At 38.0% G+C, this 19,446-nt stretch carries 20 protein-coding genes; 3 read left to right on the top strand and 17 right to left on the bottom strand.

Translation table 11 applies throughout. The features are described 5' to 3' along the window. Positions 1-20: 20 nt before the first annotated feature. The 3 genes from STRPS_RS06535 to nagA all read right to left on the bottom strand — a co-directional run bounded on the left by STRPS_RS06535 (position 21) and on the right by nagA (position 3,317). On the bottom strand, positions 21-842 hold the full coding sequence (locus tag STRPS_RS06535; protein ID WP_007894472.1) for an alpha/beta hydrolase: 822 nt from the start codon (positions 840-842) through the stop codon (positions 21-23). Then, complete coding sequence (locus STRPS_RS06530; RefSeq protein WP_232010995.1) at positions 835-2,037, bottom strand: PTS sugar transporter subunit IIC; 1,203 nt, start codon at positions 2,035-2,037, stop codon at positions 835-837. The genes STRPS_RS06535 and STRPS_RS06530 overlap by 8 nt, the downstream gene beginning before the upstream one ends. A gap of 131 nt (positions 2,038-2,168) precedes the next feature. Beyond that, positions 2,169-3,317, bottom strand: coding sequence for an N-acetylglucosamine-6-phosphate deacetylase (gene nagA, locus STRPS_RS06525; RefSeq protein WP_007894525.1), 1,149 nt, complete (start codon positions 3,315-3,317; stop codon positions 2,169-2,171). A 164-nt stretch (positions 3,318-3,481) separates the two neighbouring features. On the opposite strand from nagA, the gene STRPS_RS06520 reads away from it, so the two are divergent. Continuing rightward, positions 3,482-4,162 (top strand): hypothetical protein, encoded by a 681-nt coding sequence (locus STRPS_RS06520; RefSeq protein ID WP_007894531.1) that lies wholly within the window; start codon positions 3,482-3,484, stop codon positions 4,160-4,162. Positions 4,163-4,210: 48 nt separating this feature from the next. Here the strand turns inward: STRPS_RS06520 and STRPS_RS06515 are convergent, their stop codons facing one another. Beyond that, positions 4,211-5,059 (bottom strand): DegV family protein, encoded by an 849-nt coding sequence (locus tag STRPS_RS06515; RefSeq protein ID WP_007894545.1) that lies wholly within the window; start codon positions 5,057-5,059, stop codon positions 4,211-4,213. Positions 5,060-5,193: 134 nt separating this feature from the next. On the opposite strand from STRPS_RS06515, the gene STRPS_RS06510 reads away from it, so the two are divergent. Then, positions 5,194-5,754, top strand: coding sequence for a TetR/AcrR family transcriptional regulator (locus STRPS_RS06510; protein WP_007894488.1), 561 nt, complete (start codon positions 5,194-5,196; stop codon positions 5,752-5,754). A 76-nt stretch (positions 5,755-5,830) separates the two neighbouring features. Here the strand turns inward: STRPS_RS06510 and STRPS_RS06505 are convergent, their stop codons facing one another. From STRPS_RS06505 to STRPS_RS06470, 8 genes are all read right to left on the bottom strand, one after another. Then, the gene (locus STRPS_RS06505; protein ID WP_007894465.1) at positions 5,831-6,646 is read right to left on the bottom strand and encodes a Cof-type HAD-IIB family hydrolase; all 816 of its coding nucleotides are present in this window, start codon (positions 6,644-6,646) and stop codon (positions 5,831-5,833) included. Between the two features lie 131 nt (positions 6,647-6,777). After that, entirely contained in the window at positions 6,778-7,755 is a 978-nt protein-coding gene (gene lacD, locus STRPS_RS06500; RefSeq protein WP_007896441.1) for a tagatose-bisphosphate aldolase, read from the bottom strand. Position 7,756: 1 nt separating this feature from the next. Beyond that, positions 7,757-8,692, bottom strand: a complete 936-nt coding sequence (gene lacC, locus STRPS_RS06495; RefSeq protein ID WP_007892135.1) for a tagatose-6-phosphate kinase — start codon at positions 8,690-8,692, stop codon at positions 7,757-7,759. Positions 8,693-8,700: 8 nt separating this feature from the next. Continuing rightward, positions 8,701-9,216 (bottom strand): galactose-6-phosphate isomerase subunit LacB, encoded by a 516-nt coding sequence (gene lacB, locus STRPS_RS06490; RefSeq protein ID WP_007892102.1) that lies wholly within the window; start codon positions 9,214-9,216, stop codon positions 8,701-8,703. 16 nt (positions 9,217-9,232) lie between these two features. Then, positions 9,233-9,658 carry a galactose-6-phosphate isomerase subunit LacA gene (gene lacA / locus STRPS_RS06485; RefSeq protein ID WP_007892077.1) on the bottom strand — a complete coding sequence of 142 codons (426 nt, stop codon included), beginning with the start codon at positions 9,656-9,658 and terminating at the stop codon, positions 9,233-9,235. 118 nt (positions 9,659-9,776) lie between these two features. Further along, positions 9,777-11,225, bottom strand: coding sequence for a PTS transporter subunit IIC (locus STRPS_RS06480; RefSeq protein ID WP_007892177.1), 1,449 nt, complete (start codon positions 11,223-11,225; stop codon positions 9,777-9,779). A 16-nt stretch (positions 11,226-11,241) separates the two neighbouring features. Next, on the bottom strand, positions 11,242-11,547 hold the full coding sequence (locus tag STRPS_RS06475; RefSeq protein ID WP_007892131.1) for a PTS sugar transporter subunit IIB: 306 nt from the start codon (positions 11,545-11,547) through the stop codon (positions 11,242-11,244). After that, positions 11,540-12,013 (bottom strand): PTS sugar transporter subunit IIA, encoded by a 474-nt coding sequence (locus STRPS_RS06470; RefSeq protein WP_007892129.1) that lies wholly within the window; start codon positions 12,011-12,013, stop codon positions 11,540-11,542. Before STRPS_RS06470 ends, STRPS_RS06475 begins: the two co-directional genes overlap by 8 nt. A gap of 219 nt (positions 12,014-12,232) precedes the next feature. On the opposite strand from STRPS_RS06470, the gene STRPS_RS06465 reads away from it, so the two are divergent. Continuing rightward, entirely contained in the window at positions 12,233-12,994 is a 762-nt protein-coding gene (locus tag STRPS_RS06465) for a DeoR/GlpR family DNA-binding transcription regulator (RefSeq protein ID WP_007892136.1), read from the top strand. A gap of 48 nt (positions 12,995-13,042) precedes the next feature. Here STRPS_RS06465 and STRPS_RS06460 read toward each other — a convergent pair whose 3' ends face one another. The 5 genes from STRPS_RS06460 to infB all read right to left on the bottom strand — a co-directional run bounded on the left by STRPS_RS06460 (position 13,043) and on the right by infB (position 19,438). Further along, positions 13,043-13,243, bottom strand: coding sequence for a heavy-metal-associated domain-containing protein (locus tag STRPS_RS06460; RefSeq protein WP_007892174.1), 201 nt, complete (start codon positions 13,241-13,243; stop codon positions 13,043-13,045). 18 nt (positions 13,244-13,261) lie between these two features. Further along, positions 13,262-15,496, bottom strand: a complete 2,235-nt coding sequence (locus tag STRPS_RS06455) for a heavy metal translocating P-type ATPase (protein WP_007892171.1) — start codon at positions 15,494-15,496, stop codon at positions 13,262-13,264. Beyond that, positions 15,497-15,931: a CopY/TcrY family copper transport repressor gene (locus STRPS_RS06450; protein WP_007892105.1), complete on the bottom strand. Its 435-nt coding sequence runs from the start codon at positions 15,929-15,931 to the stop codon at positions 15,497-15,499. Positions 15,932-16,127: 196 nt separating this feature from the next. Further along, positions 16,128-16,484, bottom strand: a complete 357-nt coding sequence (rbfA, locus tag STRPS_RS06445; RefSeq protein ID WP_007892087.1) for a 30S ribosome-binding factor RbfA — start codon at positions 16,482-16,484, stop codon at positions 16,128-16,130. An 86-nt stretch (positions 16,485-16,570) separates the two neighbouring features. Then, positions 16,571-19,438, bottom strand: coding sequence for a translation initiation factor IF-2 (gene infB / locus STRPS_RS06440; protein ID WP_007892120.1), 2,868 nt, complete (start codon positions 19,436-19,438; stop codon positions 16,571-16,573). Positions 19,439-19,446 lie beyond the last annotated feature (8 nt).

Genomic DNA, 19,446 nt, shown 5'->3' with positions numbered 1-19,446 from the left:
TTTTACGGTAATTTTCTAACCTAAGGCTTAGGTTTTAATAGTTTTTCAGCAAGATATTGAATAACTTCTGGGTTAGTTGGTAAATCAGAATGTGTCGCATCATCTCCAGTCACGGTAACCTGAGTATAATGCTTTGCCACTTTTTGAAAGATAAACTTACCAGCTTCAACACTTTCGTAGGGCACAATCTTATCACCTTCAAAAGTATTTGTACCTGCCAAATTATAGACCAATAAATTTGACGTAATCACGTTTCGTTCATTAATCAAATCTTTCAACATTTGTGTTTTGTTAGAGAAGTTACTTTCTTCAAAATTGTAAGGTGTTCCAATAGTTAAGAGTTTTTCCATCTGGAACTGTTCTGATGAATAATATTTTTCAAGAAAAATTGTCCAATTCAAGCCACCATTTGAATGCCCAACTGCATTAAAGCGTTGAAATTTATATCGTAATTGCAAATTATGCATGGCCGTATCTAACCACTTAGCCTGTTGTTTGATATTATCATAGCCATCAAGATTATTTTCAAAACCAACAACTATAAAAGGATGTTCATCGTTACTACTAATACCACCTGAATAAGTTAATTGATTATCTTTTGAAACTTCAACTTTTAAAATACTGTGCTTACGATGCGTCTTGTTGAGCTCTGAAATCATGTCGTCAAACCGGTTATTTGTTGCACCAGACCCTGGAACAAAGACAGTTGGAACCATGCGAGAGCGATAAATAGCCTTTTGTTGACTAGTCGTTTTATTGATATATGTTTTGCCTAAAATAATCAAGATAAAATATATAACAATTGTAACAAAAAGAACTAAAAAATATCTTTTCTTAATCATATAAGGCCTCCTTGCGGAATACCCACTTAATAAAAGGGAGATAAATCAGTATGGATACCATAAGAATAAAAGTAACAACAATAAAATACCTCCAGTCGCCATTACTTGCTAAAAAAGCAAATATGAGGTTTGGGGTTCCTTCAGGCACAATAAATACAGCTGGATGTACCCACTTCAAAGCTAATACAATAGCTCCTATAAGCTCTGAGAAAATGGTGACGGTCAGCATTGGTAATAGTATTAGTGGCTCCAAAATGATAGGCAAACCCACTAAAAAGGCCAAGGGCTGGTCAAAAAGAACAGGTAAGAAACATAATATACTTAAATGAAAATGGTAAGGCTTGTTAAGTTTCTTACTTTCAATGAGAACAGCTAACAACAAGGGAAGAACCATTCCAAGGCCTCCAAACATAGCAAAGCTGTCACGCAAAGTATATAGGGAAAATAAATGTGGAATATTAGTAAGATGTCCCGATAAAGCTGCATTAACGTTCTCACTTGTCAAAACCAAATCATTAGCAGGCGTTTGTAAAACATAAGGCACTAGTAGACCTGCACCTTGCATAAGAACGGCAATACTAGACCAAAATACCACTGAAAACACGTGACTTGGTCCAGCTCCCAACAGAGAAAGACTAGCCATCTGTAAAAGAAGGTCCGGACTAGAACTCATATGTCTACCTAAATATTTACTCAAACTATAGGTCGAAAATATTGAAATAACAAAAATAACAACCCTTTGATTGAGAGAAAGCATCTTTAGCTTCCTAGCAATAAAAGCTAATCCAAAAGCTATAAGGCCTAATAACAGCCAAAAAGGAACCTGAGCATAGTAATTGTTAAAATTATTACTAGCAGTATAAAGAATCCAAGTTATCAGAAATAATACCCAAGGTAGCTTGGAAGTCTCTCTTCCTTCTTCAGGTATTAAAGATAAAACCATATTTGCAAGAAAATAAGCAACCATAATAATCATAAGTATTTTAGATAACTCAGTTGCTTGATCAGATACCCATATCAACCATTTTTCTGAATAAACTGCTGCATTACTTGTCTCAGCAATAAATGAATAAGGGGACAGGCAAAGGGACTGAATTAACTCCACCCAGGAATAGACGAGCGCTAAAGGCACAAGTTTTCGCAAATTTTCCCTTACAGTGGATATAAATAACTTAACTGTAAAATGAATCAGCACATCCACCCCCTTTCCTATTCAGGTAGCCATTTACTAGGTGATTAGTTTTCTTACTCTCTATTTTATCATAATCAGATATAATGACAGATAAAAAAGATTAAGAATTTTGACATCTTAATCTCTGATAACTTTTAAGCTTGGAATGCTTTCTTACCATCAAGATAAGTAGCATAGAGTTCAAGGCTCTGATCAAGCACAATAAAATCGGCAGCATAGCCTTCTTTGATTTGACCACAGAGGTGGTCAATCCCGACCGATGTGGCAGCAACTAAGGTGGCCATGCGGATCGCTTCTTGCGGACTAGCAATCCCCCAAGAAACAACATTTTTAATTGCATCTATAAGTTTCAAAATAGAGCCTGCCAAATTTCCACTTGATTTTAACCTTGCGGTACCATTTTCGACGATAACAGGAAACTCACCTAACATATAATCACCATCGGGAGAGCCACCTGCTCGCATACAATCTGTAATCATAGCGACATGGTCATGGCCTTTTTGTCTCATCAAAATCTCACATGCTACCGGCGAAACATGATGACCATCACAGATTAACTCTGCATAGGTATTTGGAATATTGTAAACAGCTCCGACCATTCCTGGTTCTCGATGCGTCAGCCCACGCATACCATTGTAGGCATGAACCCATACACTTGCTCCTGCGTCAACGATTTCTTTGGCTTCCTGATAGGTTCCATTAGAATGTCCAAGCGCCACTGTCACACCCTTTTTGGTAACAGTTGAAACAAAGTCTGCAACACCTGCACGTTCTGGTGCCAGGGCAATTTTTTTGATGAGTCCATTTGCTGCTTTTTGCCAAGCTTCAAACTCATCTAAGCGAGGATTTTTCATATAAATAGGATTTTGTGCCCCCTTATATTCTTCTGTAAAGTAGGGCCCTTCAAAATATATTCCTTGAATTTTAGCACCTGTAACCTTATCAGCAACAGCAGCAATTGTAGCGGAAACTTTTTCTAAATGCTCAAAAGTCGAGGTCAAAGTCGTTGGTAAAAATGAGGTTACTCCTGTAGATAAAAGACCCTCACTCATTTTATGAAGTCCTTCTGCTGAATTATCCATGACATCAGCTCCCGCAAAACCATGAATGTGAGTATCAACTAAGCCAGGTGCAATTTGATAGCCACTGTAATCGATAATATCAGCATCAGCGGGGGCTGAACTTACCCACTTGCCAAATTTACCATCATTTAATTCTAAGTAACCACTTTCTTTTACATGATCTGGGTAATAAAAGCAATCTGCTTTGATATAACGTGTCATCGTTTTCCTCCCTATGTCTACCTTTTATTATACGACTAATCTTTTTATTTGTAAATGGTATATACCATTCCTTTCCATTTTTAATGCTTAGAAATCTTTAATTTTTTCCCCATAAAGTGTATAATGGTTTTTGAAGCATTTTAAATGAGATAAAAGGAGAATAAATGAAGCAAGCAAAAACGGAGAGGCTTTTTCTAATTTTAAGTCTTTTAACCTTGATTATCGGAGCAACAATTTATATTGCTTTTGCTCATAATTATGGCAGTAAGCCTCTGAATAGTAGTAAGCAAAATACCGGAAAGGTTGTCAAAAAAGCTAATTATTTAAGCAAAGCTATAGAAGCAGTTAACTTAGCTGAATCTAGCCCCTCTATGGCAAATATTGAAACTGCCCAGAAGCTCGTCGATAAACTCAAAAAATCAGAGACCAAATCAGGTCTCCAGGAAAAATTGGACCGCTTAAAAAAAATAGTTTCTAGTGAAGAAAAGGCCTCCAAAGCGGTGGAAGAAGCTGAAAAAAATCCAACACTCGAGACCGTTGAAACTGCCCAAACAGCTATTAACCAGGTGAGCAATAAATCGAAAAAAGCTGAATTACAAAATCGACTTGACACTATCACTACTACCAATCAAATAAGAAGTGGGAGCGAGTCGACAATGACCCCTGGTGTTAGTCCAAGTAACCAGGAAACTAATTCAGCTTATCTGGGACAAAACCCGGCTGAAAGCTATGTTCCCCAAGCCCCCCTAAATGATCAAACAACATCTCCTCAAGCAAATACCTCTCCAAATCCAAATTCTGCTACAGCAACTGATAATAATAGCTCTAGCACGTCAACACATTAAACGAAAAAGAATTATTTCCTCACGGAGATAATTCTTTTTCGTTAGTTTTTAAGCTTTTTCAAACCCTAATAAGATACCTTCTTCTTCTGCATAGAAACTACAGAGGCCAGAGGTCGGATAAGTTATAATTGACGCGCCTGGATAAAGCGCTTGAACTTTTTCAGTAATTTGTTGACAAATTTTAGCATTATTACGTTGTGCAATAATAATTTTACCACCTTTATAGCCAGCTTTTTGTAATTCTTCAACTAAGGCAGAAACAGCTTTCTTTTGGCCTCTTGCTTTTTGCAGTAGTTCAAGTTTTCCGTCACTACTTGCGCAGCCAACCATTCGAATATTAAGAAGACCTACAACAGCTCCAACAAGCTTATTCAATCGACCATTTTTAACTAAATTATCAACTTTCGCTAAGGCAAATAGCAAGCCTGTTTGATTAGCGTAAGTTTTTATAGCTTCTACAACTTCTTCAAATGCTAATCCTTGGTTGATAAGACGTTCCAACTCTAAAACTATTAAATCCATTTCGCCACCGGCTGATAATGAATCAATAACATGGATATTAAGGCGAGGATTCTCCTCCAAAAGCATTTCTTTTGCTAAACGAGCACTGTTATGGCTACCAGATAAAGTTCCTGTAATGGTGATAACAATAAGGTTTTCAGCTCCATGGTAAGCTTGCAAAAAGGCATCTGGACTTGGACATGATGACGTTGTTGCTTGCGCAGATTGGTTCATCGCAGCCATCATATCATCAATATTTAACTCACTGTTATCTATAAAGACTTCTTTACCAACACAAAGTGTGAGGGGCACTCGTTCAAAAGCAATCGTTTCTGGATTTGTTTCCAAGGCTATTAAATCACATCCCGAGTCTACCACAATTTTCCACTTCTTCATTTGTCTCTCCTTCATTCTTTATTGCTTGTTGTTTATATTGACAAATATCATTAATTCCCATAAAATTATATCATCAAAAGCTTTTATGAAGCTATAAAAACGGCGTCGGATGTAACATTTGGAAGGAATTTGTGATGACTGATAAATTGATTTCGAAAAAGTCACTTCAAAATTTAACACAATTTAATAAGGAAAATCAAAATCTTTCTCGAGAATCAATGGAGATTGCTCTTTTAGATCTCTTAGAGAAAAAGCAGTTAAGCCATATCTCTATTTCTGAACTTGTTACCAAGGCAGGTGTTTCTCGAAATGCCTTTTATCGTAATTATAAATCAAAAGAAGAAATCCTGTTGTGTCGCTTAAATACTGTTATTCGAAGAATTTTCCAAGGTTTAAAACTATTTGATCTTAATACCCAAGCTAACCAGGCTTGGTATTATCTCTTTACTGAAGCCAAAAAGGAAGAAAAGTTACTCCGGCTCATGTTTAAGAATCAATTACAAACTTTAATTACACAAATTGTCACAAAACGTTTGAAAGCCTATCAGCGTTGGAAATTGCATAAACAATCCCATTATACCAGGCTCTTTTGGAGCAATGCCATCGTATCAGTTTTGGTCGATTGGATAAAGGATGGAATGACTACTCCAGCAGAAGAAATGGCATGCATTGGTTTGCCACTACTACCATACTAAAAAAACTCTTGACGACTCACTTGCTTTAGTAGAACTGAATAGCTACTAAATTCCTGAGCACCTTCAAGAGTTTTTACTATTTTGTTAAGGCAAGTGTACGAATGGCATGTGCAACCCCTGCCTGATCACAAGGTAAGGTGACACGATCAGCTAAAACCTTAATAGCTTCGCTAGCATTACCCATAGCAACCCCTAATCCTGCATAGGCTAACATCTCACTATCATTAGCAGCATCGCCAATGGCCATTACTTCTTCAGGTTTGATATTCAAATCTTCTGCTAATTCTTGTAAAGCGCGAGCCTTAGTGACACCTTTTGGCATAGCCTCAAGCAGGTAGGTTTGACTTCTAACTAAACTAAAATGTTCACTTAAGTCTGGGCGGAAAGCTTCTTCAAAACGATCAATAGCAGCTTCTTCACCCATGTACATTCCTTGTAAAATAAGCTCCCTTTTCCCTTTAAGGTCAGCCATAGTGATTGGTTTGACTTGTGTGAAAACTAAATCACCATCAGCTTGAACAAGATCAGGTACAAAGTCATTTAAGACATAATAGTCATTTTCAGCTGTTAAGGTCAGGTAAACATCTGGGTAATTTTCTACTTTCTTAAATAGCTCTTCAATTTCAGTTATCGTCAAACTGTGGGCATGCAACATACACCAATCCTTACTGGCGTGCAAACTACAGCCATTATTTAAAATAAGGAATTCGTCCTTAGTGAGGTTCAGTTCCTCAAAATAAGGCTGCGTACCTCTGCGGGGGCGACCAGTACAAAGAACAATTTTAATCCCTGCCTCGGTGGCTTCTTTTATAGCTTTAATATTTTCATCTGGAATCTTTTTCTGATGATTTAACAAGGTCCCGTCTAGATCAATAGCAATTAGTTTTATCATTTTAAATCCTCTCCTTTCACGCTACATTCCTATTATTAGTGTAGCATTTTTTTCAATAAAGGTGAATTTAAAGCCTTTATCTCACAAAAAGCACTCCTCTCATGAGAAGTGCCCTATCTGAAACCATCTTCTTATATTTTTTCTGTCCAAGGCCTTGCTGTTTTAGCTAACACGTCATTAAGTGCTTCAATATTCCTTACCCCTTCTTGCCTTAGCCATTGACGGGCTGCTGCTTCACCTTCCTTGATATAGACTGGAACAGCACCTGCCCAGGTGGCACGGCCACAAAGAACCCCATTAAATTGTGCTCCTGCTTGCGCCGCAAAGCTTAAGGTTTCTTGGAATAGCTGAGCTGATACTCCTGCACTAAGGTAGATGTAAGGCAAGTGACTGGCTGCTGCTTGCTCTTTAAAAACTTGCGCCGCTTCTGCTTGGCTATAAAGAATTGGTCCTTCTGTAAAGCCTTCAACATAAGCCATATTAAGAGGAACTTCCACTTTCAAAACATCAATCCCATACCGCTCAGCTGAGAAGACTTTCATGGCTTCATTAACTTTATGGGCTTTTACCTTGGCAAAGTCAATACTGCTATTATCACTCATTTTTTCATCATAGGTCAAAATTTCTAAGAAGAAGGGGAGGTCTTCTGCTTGACACTCTGAGCCGATGCGTTCAATGTAGGCTTTCTTTTGGCGGTTAACAGCCTCATTGCCATCAACATCATAATAGAGAAGAAACTTGATAGCATCTGCACCAGCTGCCTTAAGCCCCTTTACCGACCAGTCTTCTAAACAGTCTGGCAGGCGACTACTTGTTTTGGCATCATAGCCTGTTTTTTCGTAAGCCAGTAACAAGCCTGCTTTTTGATCTTTAACTGCAATGGCTGGCAAGCCATACTCTGGGTCTAGGAGAATTGAAGAAGCATAGGGGGTTAATTCTTCAGAAACCAAGCGCTTTAAGGTCACTATGTGATCAACTGTTGGCTCATTATCTTGATGGCTGGCCATCATTCGTTTTAGAGCACCGCGTTGATCAAAAGCCAATGCAGAAATTATCCCATCACGGCTTACTTTTTCCAAGTAGGCCTTTTTATTTGATGTCACTATCATTTTATACCTCTTCTACTATGATTTGATTAAAAATATCAGAATAATGTCTCATGTCAACATGTCCTGTCAATGCTTCTTGCGCATTTAGGACGCCTAGCGTGTTTGCTTTTTTTAATAAATTTATGGCATCGTCCTCTTCTGCTAAGGCCCACGCTATTCCCGCTACAGCCGCATCTCCAGAGCCCACCGGATTAATGACTGAAACTTTAGGAATAGTAACCCGATAAAATTTGTCATGATGTTTTGCAAATGCTCCTTGTCCCCCAAGTGATACAATGACCCATTCTATTCCCTTAAAAAGTTCATTTTTAAGGGCTTCTTTCAAAAAGGTGTCCCTGACTTCCATTTTTCTACCTAATAAAAGCGCTAGTTCTTCAATATTAGGTTTAATGACAGTTGGCTTTTCCGCCGATCTTAAAATAGCCTCTAAGGGAGCTCCAGAACAATCCAAAACAACTTTTTTCCGGAACGTATTTGCCATCGAAATAAGCCGATGGTAATAGGTCTTATCTAATCCTTGTGGCAACGAACCTGAGATGGTCATCACTTGACATTGAGGACAAATAATCTGCATATGATAGATGAAGCCATCTGCTTCATCTAGGTCAATATAAGGCCCTCTTTCAAGAATTTCTGTCTGTAGACCATCATGTAAAATAGCAATACAGTTACGGGTTTCATTCTTAATGTGGAAAAACCGGCTGTCTATGTTTTGTTTTTCAAGCTGTTCTAAAAGATACTGACCTTGCAGGCCCCCGATAAAACCTGTTGCAATAATCTCTTGTCCTGCCTCTGCTAAAACACGGCTGACATTTAAGCCTTTACCACCAGCTGTTTTTCGAGTAATACTAGCACGATTGATTGTGTCTAACTTAAAAGAGCTTGCTAGCGGATAAGAGATGTCTATCGAAGGATTCAGAGTTACCGTTAAAATCATTTTGCCTCCTAGTCGTGATAGTCGCCACGATTCCATTTTTCTAAAAATGCTGTAAAAAATTCTGGATCTTCTTGGTTAGTAGCAGGGTGCTCTAGACTGGCAATTTTAGCAATTAGTTTTTTATTCTCTTCTGTTTCTTTATATTCTGCATTGATGAAGGCATCAATAATGTCACACATCAACAACTCGCCAGTAATTTTACCTCCAAAACCGATAACATTGGCATTTAATTCTTCTTTTGCATAAAGAGCCGTTGTCATATCACGAACTAATGCAGATCGAACCCCAGCAACCTTATTAGCAGCATTGTTGATACCAACACCAGTACCACAAAGGCAAACACCTAAGTCCGCTTGTCCCTTAACCACTGCCTCACCGACCTTTTTACCAAAAATCGGATAATGTGTTCTCGTATGGTCATAAGTCCCCAAATCTAGAACCTCATGACCTTTTTGCTTCAAGAAATCTGCTACTGCTATCTTTTCATTTGTAACAATATGGTCACAGCCAATTGCGATTTTCATCTGTTCATTCTCCTTTTTAAGCCATTTTATTTAGCATATCAACACGAATTTGGTGACGTCCACCGTCATATTGAGCTGATACAAAAGCCTTGACAATATTCTCTGCCAGTTTTTGACCAACAATTTCAGAACCTATGGTGATGACCCGAGCATTATTATGTTGACGTGTCATGTAAGCAGACCTCTCATCTGATACTTCTGCAGCTATCATTCCTTTAATTTTAGTTGCAACCATGAAAGAGCCAGCTCCATAGGCATCAATCATGATACCTAGATTTTCCCTTGCTTCATTAACAGCCTTGACAACAGCTAGAGTATTATCAACAAAGTCTTTATCTAATTCTGAAACATCTTTAATGTCGTAACCTTCTTTGATTAAAAATGCCTTAATATGGTTTTTCAGCGTATGTCCTTGTGCATCCGCACCTATTATAATCGTCATCTTCTCTCCTTATCTAATGAATGTGTAAAATCTATGTTCTTATTTAAGAAACTTTATGACAGTTTAATGAGTAACACCAATAGTTTTCCTATTGGTGTTATGATTTAACTGTCAATCTCTAATCTTTAGCCAACTTGTAGGCTTCATTGCGTTTTTTCATCTCTTTTGCATACCAAGCAAAGAGTCCAAGGTAAATCCCTAGAAAGATCACTAAGGTCATGAGAGCAGAGATCTGCCCTGTAGTCGCACGACCAATAACATAACCAAAGATTTTCTCCATAGGACCTTCAAGCGTTGAATGGGTGATTAATGATTCTGCTGGTGCGCCTTTAGGGAATGCACCTACTTTTTTAGCCAGTTCAGTAGCAAATGGTGCAATCATTGTTCCAGATAATAAAAATAAAGGTAGTAGAAGAGAACCAAAAAGAATCATCCTAATCAATCTTCCCCGTGTCACAACAAGAAGCGCTGGTGTCACTCCCATAGCAATAATGCCTGCAAGTGGTAAAATACCATTTCCAACTTTTGATAGTAATAAGGCCTCAACTAACATGATAGGTGCTAAAATATTGGCACAAGCCCAAATTTCTGCACGTCCCGCAATAAAGGGCCAATCTAAACCGATATTGAAGCGACGGCCTCCCATTTTTGCATTAGCAAAGTTGGTAATACCTTGGGAAAGAGGCTCTACTGCCGCTATAAACCAAGAACCAATCAGTGAGAAAAGTTCTAAACAAGCTCCTGCTGTAAAACCTAACTCAAACCAATGTTTGACCGAAAGAATTTTGAAATGAGGATCCCCCATGATACCAATCACAAATCCAAGAATCATCCCGATAAAAAATTTAGACCCCCAGAATCCAATTTTCTTGTTTAATTTTGCAGCATCAAAATCGTACTGGTCTAATCCAGGGAACACCTTATCAAATATTTTGTCTAATACCATAATAATGGGATTCATCATATAATTCATATGGGTAGACGTCATGGGAGAGTTGGGACCCGTTGCTAACAAATCATCAAATGTAGGCTTCATTAAATCAGAATTGATAATTTTTAATACGCCAACTAAGACAACCGCAAGAGTCGCTATAAGAACTGATAGCAGAAGCGGAAGATGGTTCTTCGTAGCATACCACATTATTAACAAACCAGTGATAGAGAGATGCCAGATATCAAAGATATCTACATCTAGAGTATCTGTTTTATTCATTACTATCATAAGGATATTAACAATTAACATGATTAGGAGGAAATACAGTGTATATGGAGAACCCCATGTTATCGTCGCTAATGGAGCCCAGCCGACATCAATGATATTTAAACTAATACCTGTATTTTTCACAAAAGCCTGTAAAGATTCTGAGAAGGCTCCTGTTAAAATACCAATAATAGCACCAATACCTGTTAAAGCAATAGCTAGTTTAATCCCGCCTTCCAAGGCCTTAGTGAATTTCACACCAAAGGCCATGGCAAGACCCGTCATAACAGCTAACATGACAACTCCAGACCCCAGCTTAATAAGGGGAGTAAAAATATGATTAATGACCTCTAAGAATGGTTGCATATCATCTTCTCCTTACTTAGTTTAATCCCTTATCTTTGATGACCTGTTCCAATTTCACAAAGACCGGCTCACTCATGGCAGGAATCCGATAGAGAATGGGACCAGCTTCAACAGTTGGTATCGGCATATCAAATCCCAAGTCTGTTTTTGCAATTGGTGTAAAAATATCATATTTTGAAACCATTTCTTCAGTGATATCTTTGACCATGACAGCATCACAGTGAACACTATAGCCTCTTTCTGCCATTTGCGCTTCAATAGCCTCTTTGATTTGATGGCTTGAGTTAACCCCTGCACCACAAGCAGCTAAAATTTTAATCATTTGTAAGTACTCCTTCTTTTACTAAATAGTTTTTGATAACTTTAGGGTTATTTCCACATTGGTCTAATTTCTCCATATTGCCTTTTTCGATAAAAAAGCTAATTAAATGTGACAAAATTTTAGTTTGCCCATCATTTTTTGAATTAATAATAAAGAAGAAATGACGGACCAAACAGTCCTCACTAGGGTCAATCATGTGTTTAAAGACAAGAGGACTCTCATTTTTGACATAGACTACCTTATTCTTTAAGCAATATTTTGTTTCAGTATGAGGTATGGCAGCATAAAGGACATCACTACCGTCTCTATAGTCTATTTTTAAGCCAGTCGGAAACTCTTTCTCTCTACTTTTTAATGCCTCTTTATAATCACTCGTGACATAATGTAATTTCTCAAGGTGTGAAGCTACCACATCAAATAATTGAGCTTGAGATCTTACATTGGTAAGAACAATGTCTGCAGACATCTGATACCACCTTTCTAGAATTTCTCACTATTTCGCTACCAATTTTATCGAAAATAGTTTAGTAACCGTTTACACAAATCATTATAATATAGCAACAAACAAAAATCAACATATTTTTGTTTGTTTTTGTTTTATTGTTGTTTGATTTTGTTAATTATTGTAAAACCAACAGCTTTATGCTATGATTAGAAAAAGAAATGCAGGGAAAAGGAGACCAGTGTGTTAAAAAAAGAAAGACTCCTAAACATTATGGATATGGTAAACACCAAAGGGATTATTACCGTCAATGAAATCATTGAAAGTCTAAAAATTTCTGACATGACTGCTCGTCGTGATTTAGATGAATTAGAAAATTCCGGTAAATTAGTCCGTATCCACGGAGGGGCACAAAGCATTGCCTATCCAAGAAAAGGCGAAAAGTCTAATGCTGAAAAATTATCCGTACAAATAAAAGAAAAAAAAGAGATTGCAAAAACTGCTAGCAGATTGGTCAAAGATGGCGAGACTATCTTTATCGGCCCAGGTACAACACTTGAATTTTTCGCTGAGCAATTAGTTCAAAAGCAACTCCGCATTATCACTAATAGTCTTCCTGTTTTTACCATCTTAAAAAATAGCCCTAAGATTGATTTAATTCTTATTGGGGGTGAATATAGAGAAATTACAGGAGCTTTTGTTGGTTCACTAACTAATCAGAGTATTTCATCTCTCAAATTTTCTAAAACCTTTATTAGTTGTAATGGTATTTATGGCAATGACATTGCAACCTATAACGAAGCTGAAGGAGAAATTCAAAAATTAGCACTAGATAATTCCTTTGACAAATTTGTTTTAGTCGATAGTCAGAAATTTAACACCTATGACTTCTCCGTTTTTTACCAATTAGATCAGATTAACCACCTGATAACAGATGCTACTATTTCTAAAGAGACCCTGGCAAACTATCAAACATTTACCGACATTATCATTGCACAAAAATAAGGACTTCGACATCTGAAGTCCTTTTCTAGTTTCTAGGGTGATCGTTGACTATGCCTTATCAATCGTAAATGGGGTTCCTTTTAAAGCACGCTTAAGTGACAGAAGAAAGGGAGTTCCTGTAATGACAGCCTTTCCTTCTGCCAGGCTAATATTAACATCGTGAACCCCTCGCACCGATTCTAGTTTTTCAGTCACAGTTTTCACACACCCCTCACACTTCATACCAGTTAGTTTATAAGTTTTTTCCATCAGTTTCTCCTTTATCGTTTATAGTTTAATGCTTTTCAATCGCAGAGCGTTTAGAACAACAGAAATCGAACTTAAACTCATAGCCATAGCAGCAAACATAGGATTAAGCAGCGGCCCACCAAATAAATGGAGGGCTCCCATAGCAATTGGGATCATCAAAATATTGTAAATAAAAGCCCAAAATAAATTTTCTTTAACAATTCGAATGGTTTGATGACTTAAAGCTATAGCTTTAATCAAATCGGTCAGTTGCGCGTGCATTAAAATAATATCTGCCGATTCAATAGCAATATCTGTCCCTGAACCAATAGCAATTCCCAAGTCAGCTACTGCTAAGGCTGGAGCATCATTTATACCATCTCCGACCATAGCCACTAATTCTTTATTAGCCTGTAAAGATTGAATAATAGCTGCTTTTTGAGTGGGTAAAACCTCACTATAAACCTGATCGATACCTACTTTTTGGGCAATTGCCTCAGCCGTCGCCTTTTGGTCTCCTGTCAATAAAGCTAATCTAATTCCTGCTGCTTTTAGAGCACTCATAGTGACTTGACTGTCTGCCTTTATCTGATCTTCAATTAAGATTAGAGCTTTCAGATGATAATCTTTTGCCACATAAACAAGGGTTGCTTGACTTGGTAAGGCCTTAAGCTTTTCCTCTATCGACTGATCAAAGGTAACACCATTTTCAGTCATTAACCTTCTATTACCAACCTGTAGGGAATGATTCTTAATCTCTCCTTTAAGACCCTGACCAGAAATCACTTTAAAGTCTTGGACCGGTAATAAAGCTAGTTTTTCTGCAGCTGCTTTTGCTAAAATAGCCCGACCTAAAGGATGTTCAGACCAGGACTCCAATGAAGCAACTTCTTGCAAGATAGTCTTTTCTGTTTGGTCTAAGCTTACTATTCGACTGACTTGTGGTTGTCCCTGAGTGATGGTGCCTGTTTTGTCAAATACCAAGGTTTTTATTTGAGCTAAGTTCTCTAAGTGTGCTCCCTCTTTAAAGAAAATCCCATTCTCGGCTGCGCGACCAGAACCCACCATGATAGCTGTTGGTGTTGCTAGTCCCAAAGCACATGGACAGGCTATAATCAATACAGCTATGGCAGTTGTCAAAGAGAAACTGATGTCTTCTTTCATGATAAAGGCCCAAAATAGACCCGTTAATATGGCTAAAAGGATAACAATAGGTACAAAGACACCTGATACCTGATCGGCAATTTTGGCAATTGGTGCCTTGCTCCCCTGTGCAGTTTCAACTAGACTAATAATTTGCGCTAAAAAGCTTTCGTCCTCTCGCTTTGCAACTTCTACAATCAGATTTCCCTGTCCATTGATGGTTCCGGTGTAGACTAGACTATCCTTTTGTTTGACCTTTGCAATACTCTCCCCTGTCAACATAGCCTCATCAACATAGGATTGGCCTGAAATGACACGTCCATCAACAGGAATTTTTTCACCTGGTTTAATCATGACACGATCACCGAGTTTCACTTGTGCAAGGGGAACTAATTCTTGCTTTTCACCCTTGACTAACCGCACCTCATTTGGTTTTAAAGAGAGCAGTTTCTGAATAGCTTGAGACGTCCTACTTTTAGATTTATTTTCAAAAAAGTTACCTAAGGTAATCAAGGTCAAAATAACAAGCACGGATTCAAAGTAAAGACTATGGCGGTAGTGTACTTCCCCTCTAAAAATTTGAAAAGTCGCAAATAAGCTATAACCAAAAGCAAAACTGGTTGCTAAGGCAACTAAGGTATCCATGTTTGGATGGCCTTTAAATAAGGAGGTAAAACCATTTTTATAGTAGTCTCTAGATAGGTAAAGGACTGGTAAGGTAAAAAGTAATTGCAGCAGGGCAAAATTTTCAGGTTGCCAGTTTGGATTAAAGATATGAGGAAGCCAGGCTCCTAACATTGAACCCATTGCGAGATAAAGGACGGGCAGTGTTAGGAGAGCTGACCATAAAAAACGCTTCCAAAGATGATTACTTTGTCTTTCTTGTCTTTGACTAAGACTTTCATTTTGGTTAGCTTGATATAGGCTGGCCTGATAGCCTACATTAGCTATTGCCTGGGTAATATCCTCCGCTTTCATAGCTTGGTCTTGATAGGTAATGGTCAACTTTTCTGTTGCTAAATTGACTGTTGCTTTTTCAGTGGCTGGTAATTTTTGAACAGCCTTCTCAACTGTTAGCGCACAAGAGGCACAAGTCATTCCATCAATAAGATAAACTTCTTCTTTTATCATCTAATCACCTACTTTCTGGTGGCATTTACATTGACCAAGGGGACAATTACAGGGAATAGCATCAACAAGTTTCCCTGCTTTTTCTTCTAAAAGTGTTTTAAAGGCTTGCAAAACTTCCTCAGTCATGGGCATGTCGGCAAGTAACTCTAATAATAAATCTGGGTGTTCTTTTTGACAAATTCTGCTAAAATCATCTGCTAGCATTTTCTTTTGGTAAGTCATTTGCTGAATATTTGCTTGATAAATAAATGCACGGCCCTCTCTTTGTGCTTTAACCAAACCTTTGTCAATTAATCTTCCTAGGAGTGTCTTGATTGTTGACTGAGACCAATGACTATTATCTTTAAGAATAGCTATAATCTCTGAACTCTTTATAGCCTTATTAGCCCAAATAATACGCATAACTTGCCATTCAGCAGCTGAAATTTTAAGCATCTTGATCTCCTTTGTTTTAGCCCGAATTTTGTTTACATCTGTAAATATATTATAAACCTTATGTTTACACTTGTAAACATATAATAGCAAGTTTTTCCAAAACAAAAAAAGAACCTCATTTTGAAGTGACCCCAAAAAGTTAGATTTTTTGTCTAACTTTTGGGGTGCAGTTCATTTGAAGTTCCTTTTCTTTCCTCTAATCCTTAGTTTTAGCATCTAAATCTCTGAGGAGTTGATCAATTTTATTACCATAAGCAATGGAATTATCTTTTTCAAAAATGAGATCTGGAATTTTATACATAGTTAAGTTACGCCCTAACTCACGTTTAATAGTTCCAGTGGCTTTTTCAAGTCCAATTTGAGCTTTTTGGTTATCGGAAGCTAAATCACTCATTACAGTATAGTAGACTTTTGCTGCCGATAAATCGCCAAGCATTTGTACTTCTGTAATCGTCACTCCCTCTACTCGAGGATCTCGAACTTTTTTCTGTAAAATCTCGTTAACTTCACGTTTAATTTCCATGCCTACACGGTCAATACGATGATTTGCCATAAACTATCCTTTCTAAGAGTTAAGGGAAATAGTATATTATTTCCCTTAACTCTAGTAATCAAGACATTCATCATTCTTAAGTTCTTTTATTTTCTAACAATTTCTTCCATAATATATGCTTCAAGGGTGTCATCAACTTGGAGATCATTATAATTTTCAATCATTAAACCACCTTCTTGAGCATTGCCAACTTCTTTAACATCATCTTTATAATGTTTCAAGCTAGCAATTTTACCATCGAAGACAACCACGCTATCACGGATAACACGAACACTAGAGTCACGTGTTATTTTACCATTAGTAACCATGAACCCACCAATTGTTCCAACTTTAGATACCTTAAAGGTTTCACGAACAATAGCTTCTCCAAGAATTTTTTCTTTGAAGACTGGATCCAATTTACCTTTCATAGCTTCTTCTACTTCTTCAATAACTTTGTAGATAATACTATGAAGACGAATTTCAACTTCATCAGATTCCGCTTGTTGACGTGCTTGTGGAGTAGGGCGAACATTAAAACCAATAATAACAGCGTTTGAAGCTTCAGCTAAAGTGACGTCTGATTCATTAATTGCACCAACAGCTGAGTGAACAACGTTAACACGAACACCTTCAACCTCAATTTTGAGGAGTGATGATGCCAAGGCTTCTACTGAACCTTGCACATCAGCCTTAATAATGACGTTAACTGTTTTAATTTCACCTGCTTTAAGGGTATCAAACAAATTGTCAAGACTGACACGTTGCGTATTTTGGCGCTGTTTAAGAAGAGCACGTTTAGCACGTTCTTCACCTGCTGCCCGAGCTGCTTTTTCATCTTCATAGACAGCAAAGTGATCCCCAGCCATAGGTGTTTCGTTTAAACCTGTAATAGAAACTGGCGTTGATGGTAAGGCTGATTTTACACGCCGTCCCAGATCATTTGCCATAGCGCGGACACGACCAAAAGTATTACCGATGACGATTGGGTCTTGAACGTGTAGTGTCCCTTGTTGTACAAGAAGGGTTGCTACAGCACCTTTTCCTTTATCAAGTCTTGCTTCAATAACGGTACCAATAGCTCTTACTGTTGGATCTGCCTTTAGCTCTTCTACTTCAGCAACTAAAAGAATGGTTTCTAATAAAACATCAATATTCTTATTGAATTTAGCTGAAATCTCAACAAATTCACAGTCACCACCCCAAGCTGTGGAAATAATACCATATTCAGCCAGCTCAGCAATCACGCGCTCTGGGTTAGCACCTGGTTTATCAATTTTGTTGATAGCAACAATAATCGGAACTTGTGCAGCTTTAGAGTGGTTAATCGCTTCAACTGTCTGTGGCATAACGCCATCATCTGCAGCAACAATTAAGATAGTGATATCAGTAACTGATGCCCCACGTGCACGCATACTGGTAAAGGCAGCATGCCCTGGTGTATCCAAGAAGGTAATTTTCTTACCAGCTTCTTCGATTTGATAAGCTCCTATATGTTGGGTAATGCCTCCTGCTTCCCCAGTAGCTACTCTTGAATTACGCAAGGTGTCCAATAAGGTTGTTTTACCATGGTCGACGTGACCCATAATGGTTACAACTGGTGCACGTTCAACAAGGTTCTCAGGATTAAGGTAAGACTCGTCCTCAAAGAAACGTTCAATATCAGCATCATCAATTTCTACTTTTGCTTTTGCCTCAATACCATAATCAACCATCAATAATTCAATGGTATCTCCATCCAATGATTGATTTTGTGTTGCCATTACACCCATCATAAATAGTTTTTTAACAATTTCTGCTGGTTCACGTTTGATGCGTTTTGCTATGTCGGCAACTGTCATACCTTCGGTATATTCAAACTCTTTTGGTAATTCATGGAATTTACGCTCAGTTACTGGTTTTGGAGCGACATTATTATTCCTATTATTTTTGCCTTTTTTAGGTTTTTTGTTCCAGTTACTATTTCTTTGATTTCTCACTTGGTTCTGATTATTCCAACTCTTCTTATTTTGTTTTGGTCCCTTATCATGACCTTGATTAGCGTCACTGACTTTCTCAAGACGACCCTTTTTACGGCGTTTATCAACAGGCTTAGGAGCAACTGTGATCTCAGGTCTTACTGGCTCAACTGTTTCTACCTTAGCTTGCTCAGCTGCTTTTTTTGCAAGGGCTTCAGCTTCTTTTTCAGCTGCACGACGCGCTTCTTCTTGCGCAATTCGAGCTTGCCGTTTGGCTTCTTCTTGGGCACGAAATTGATTCTCACGCTGTTTAGTATATTCGGCATTTTGCTCTGCCTTCAGAGCAGCTGCACGCGCTTTAAAATCAATTTTAGGGGCTGGCGCCTGTTGCTGAATCCGATTTTGTTGCTGCCTGCTATCTTTCAAACGATCATTGGAGCGATTGGCTGCTGTTGTCGGACGGTTATTGTCACGGTTGCCAAATTGACGGTTATCTTGTTGATTTCCAGCTTGATTTGGTTTACCTTCAAATCGACGATCTCTGTTCTGGTGTTGACCTTTATTAGCAAACCGGTCATTTTGTTGTCCATTATTACGATGGTTAGAACGACGATCATTAGAACGATTTTGTTTTCCTTCATGTTGACGCGCAGCTTGTTCTTTTGCCCTAGCTTCACGCTCAGCCTTAAAGTTACGGCTTTTCGGCCTTACATGAGCAGGATTAACCGAGCCGCCTGATTGGGCTTCTTGGCTCTTAGAGGTCCTAGCGACGGCTTTCTCTTCAGCTTTTTGTGCTTGATCCGGCCTTGTGTCTGTTTTCACTTCTTCTTTAGTTACTGATTTTGTAACTGTTTGGGACCTTCCTGCAAAACTTGAAGCAATTTTACTTGCTGTTGATTCATCAACGCTAGAAGCATGGCTTTTGACATCTAAGCCAAGTTCCTTTGCTTTTTCAACAACTTCTTTACTTGTTTTACCAATCTCTTTGGCAATTTCATGTAATCTTTTCTTTGACAATTTGTGTC

It is taken from the genome of Streptococcus pseudoporcinus LQ 940-04 (genome assembly GCF_000188035.1).
GTDB classification, from domain to species: Bacteria; Bacillota; Bacilli; order Lactobacillales; family Streptococcaceae; genus Streptococcus; species Streptococcus pseudoporcinus.
The sequence above is the reverse complement of the archived record's forward strand: the minus strand, read 5'-3'. Positions and strand labels throughout refer to the sequence as shown.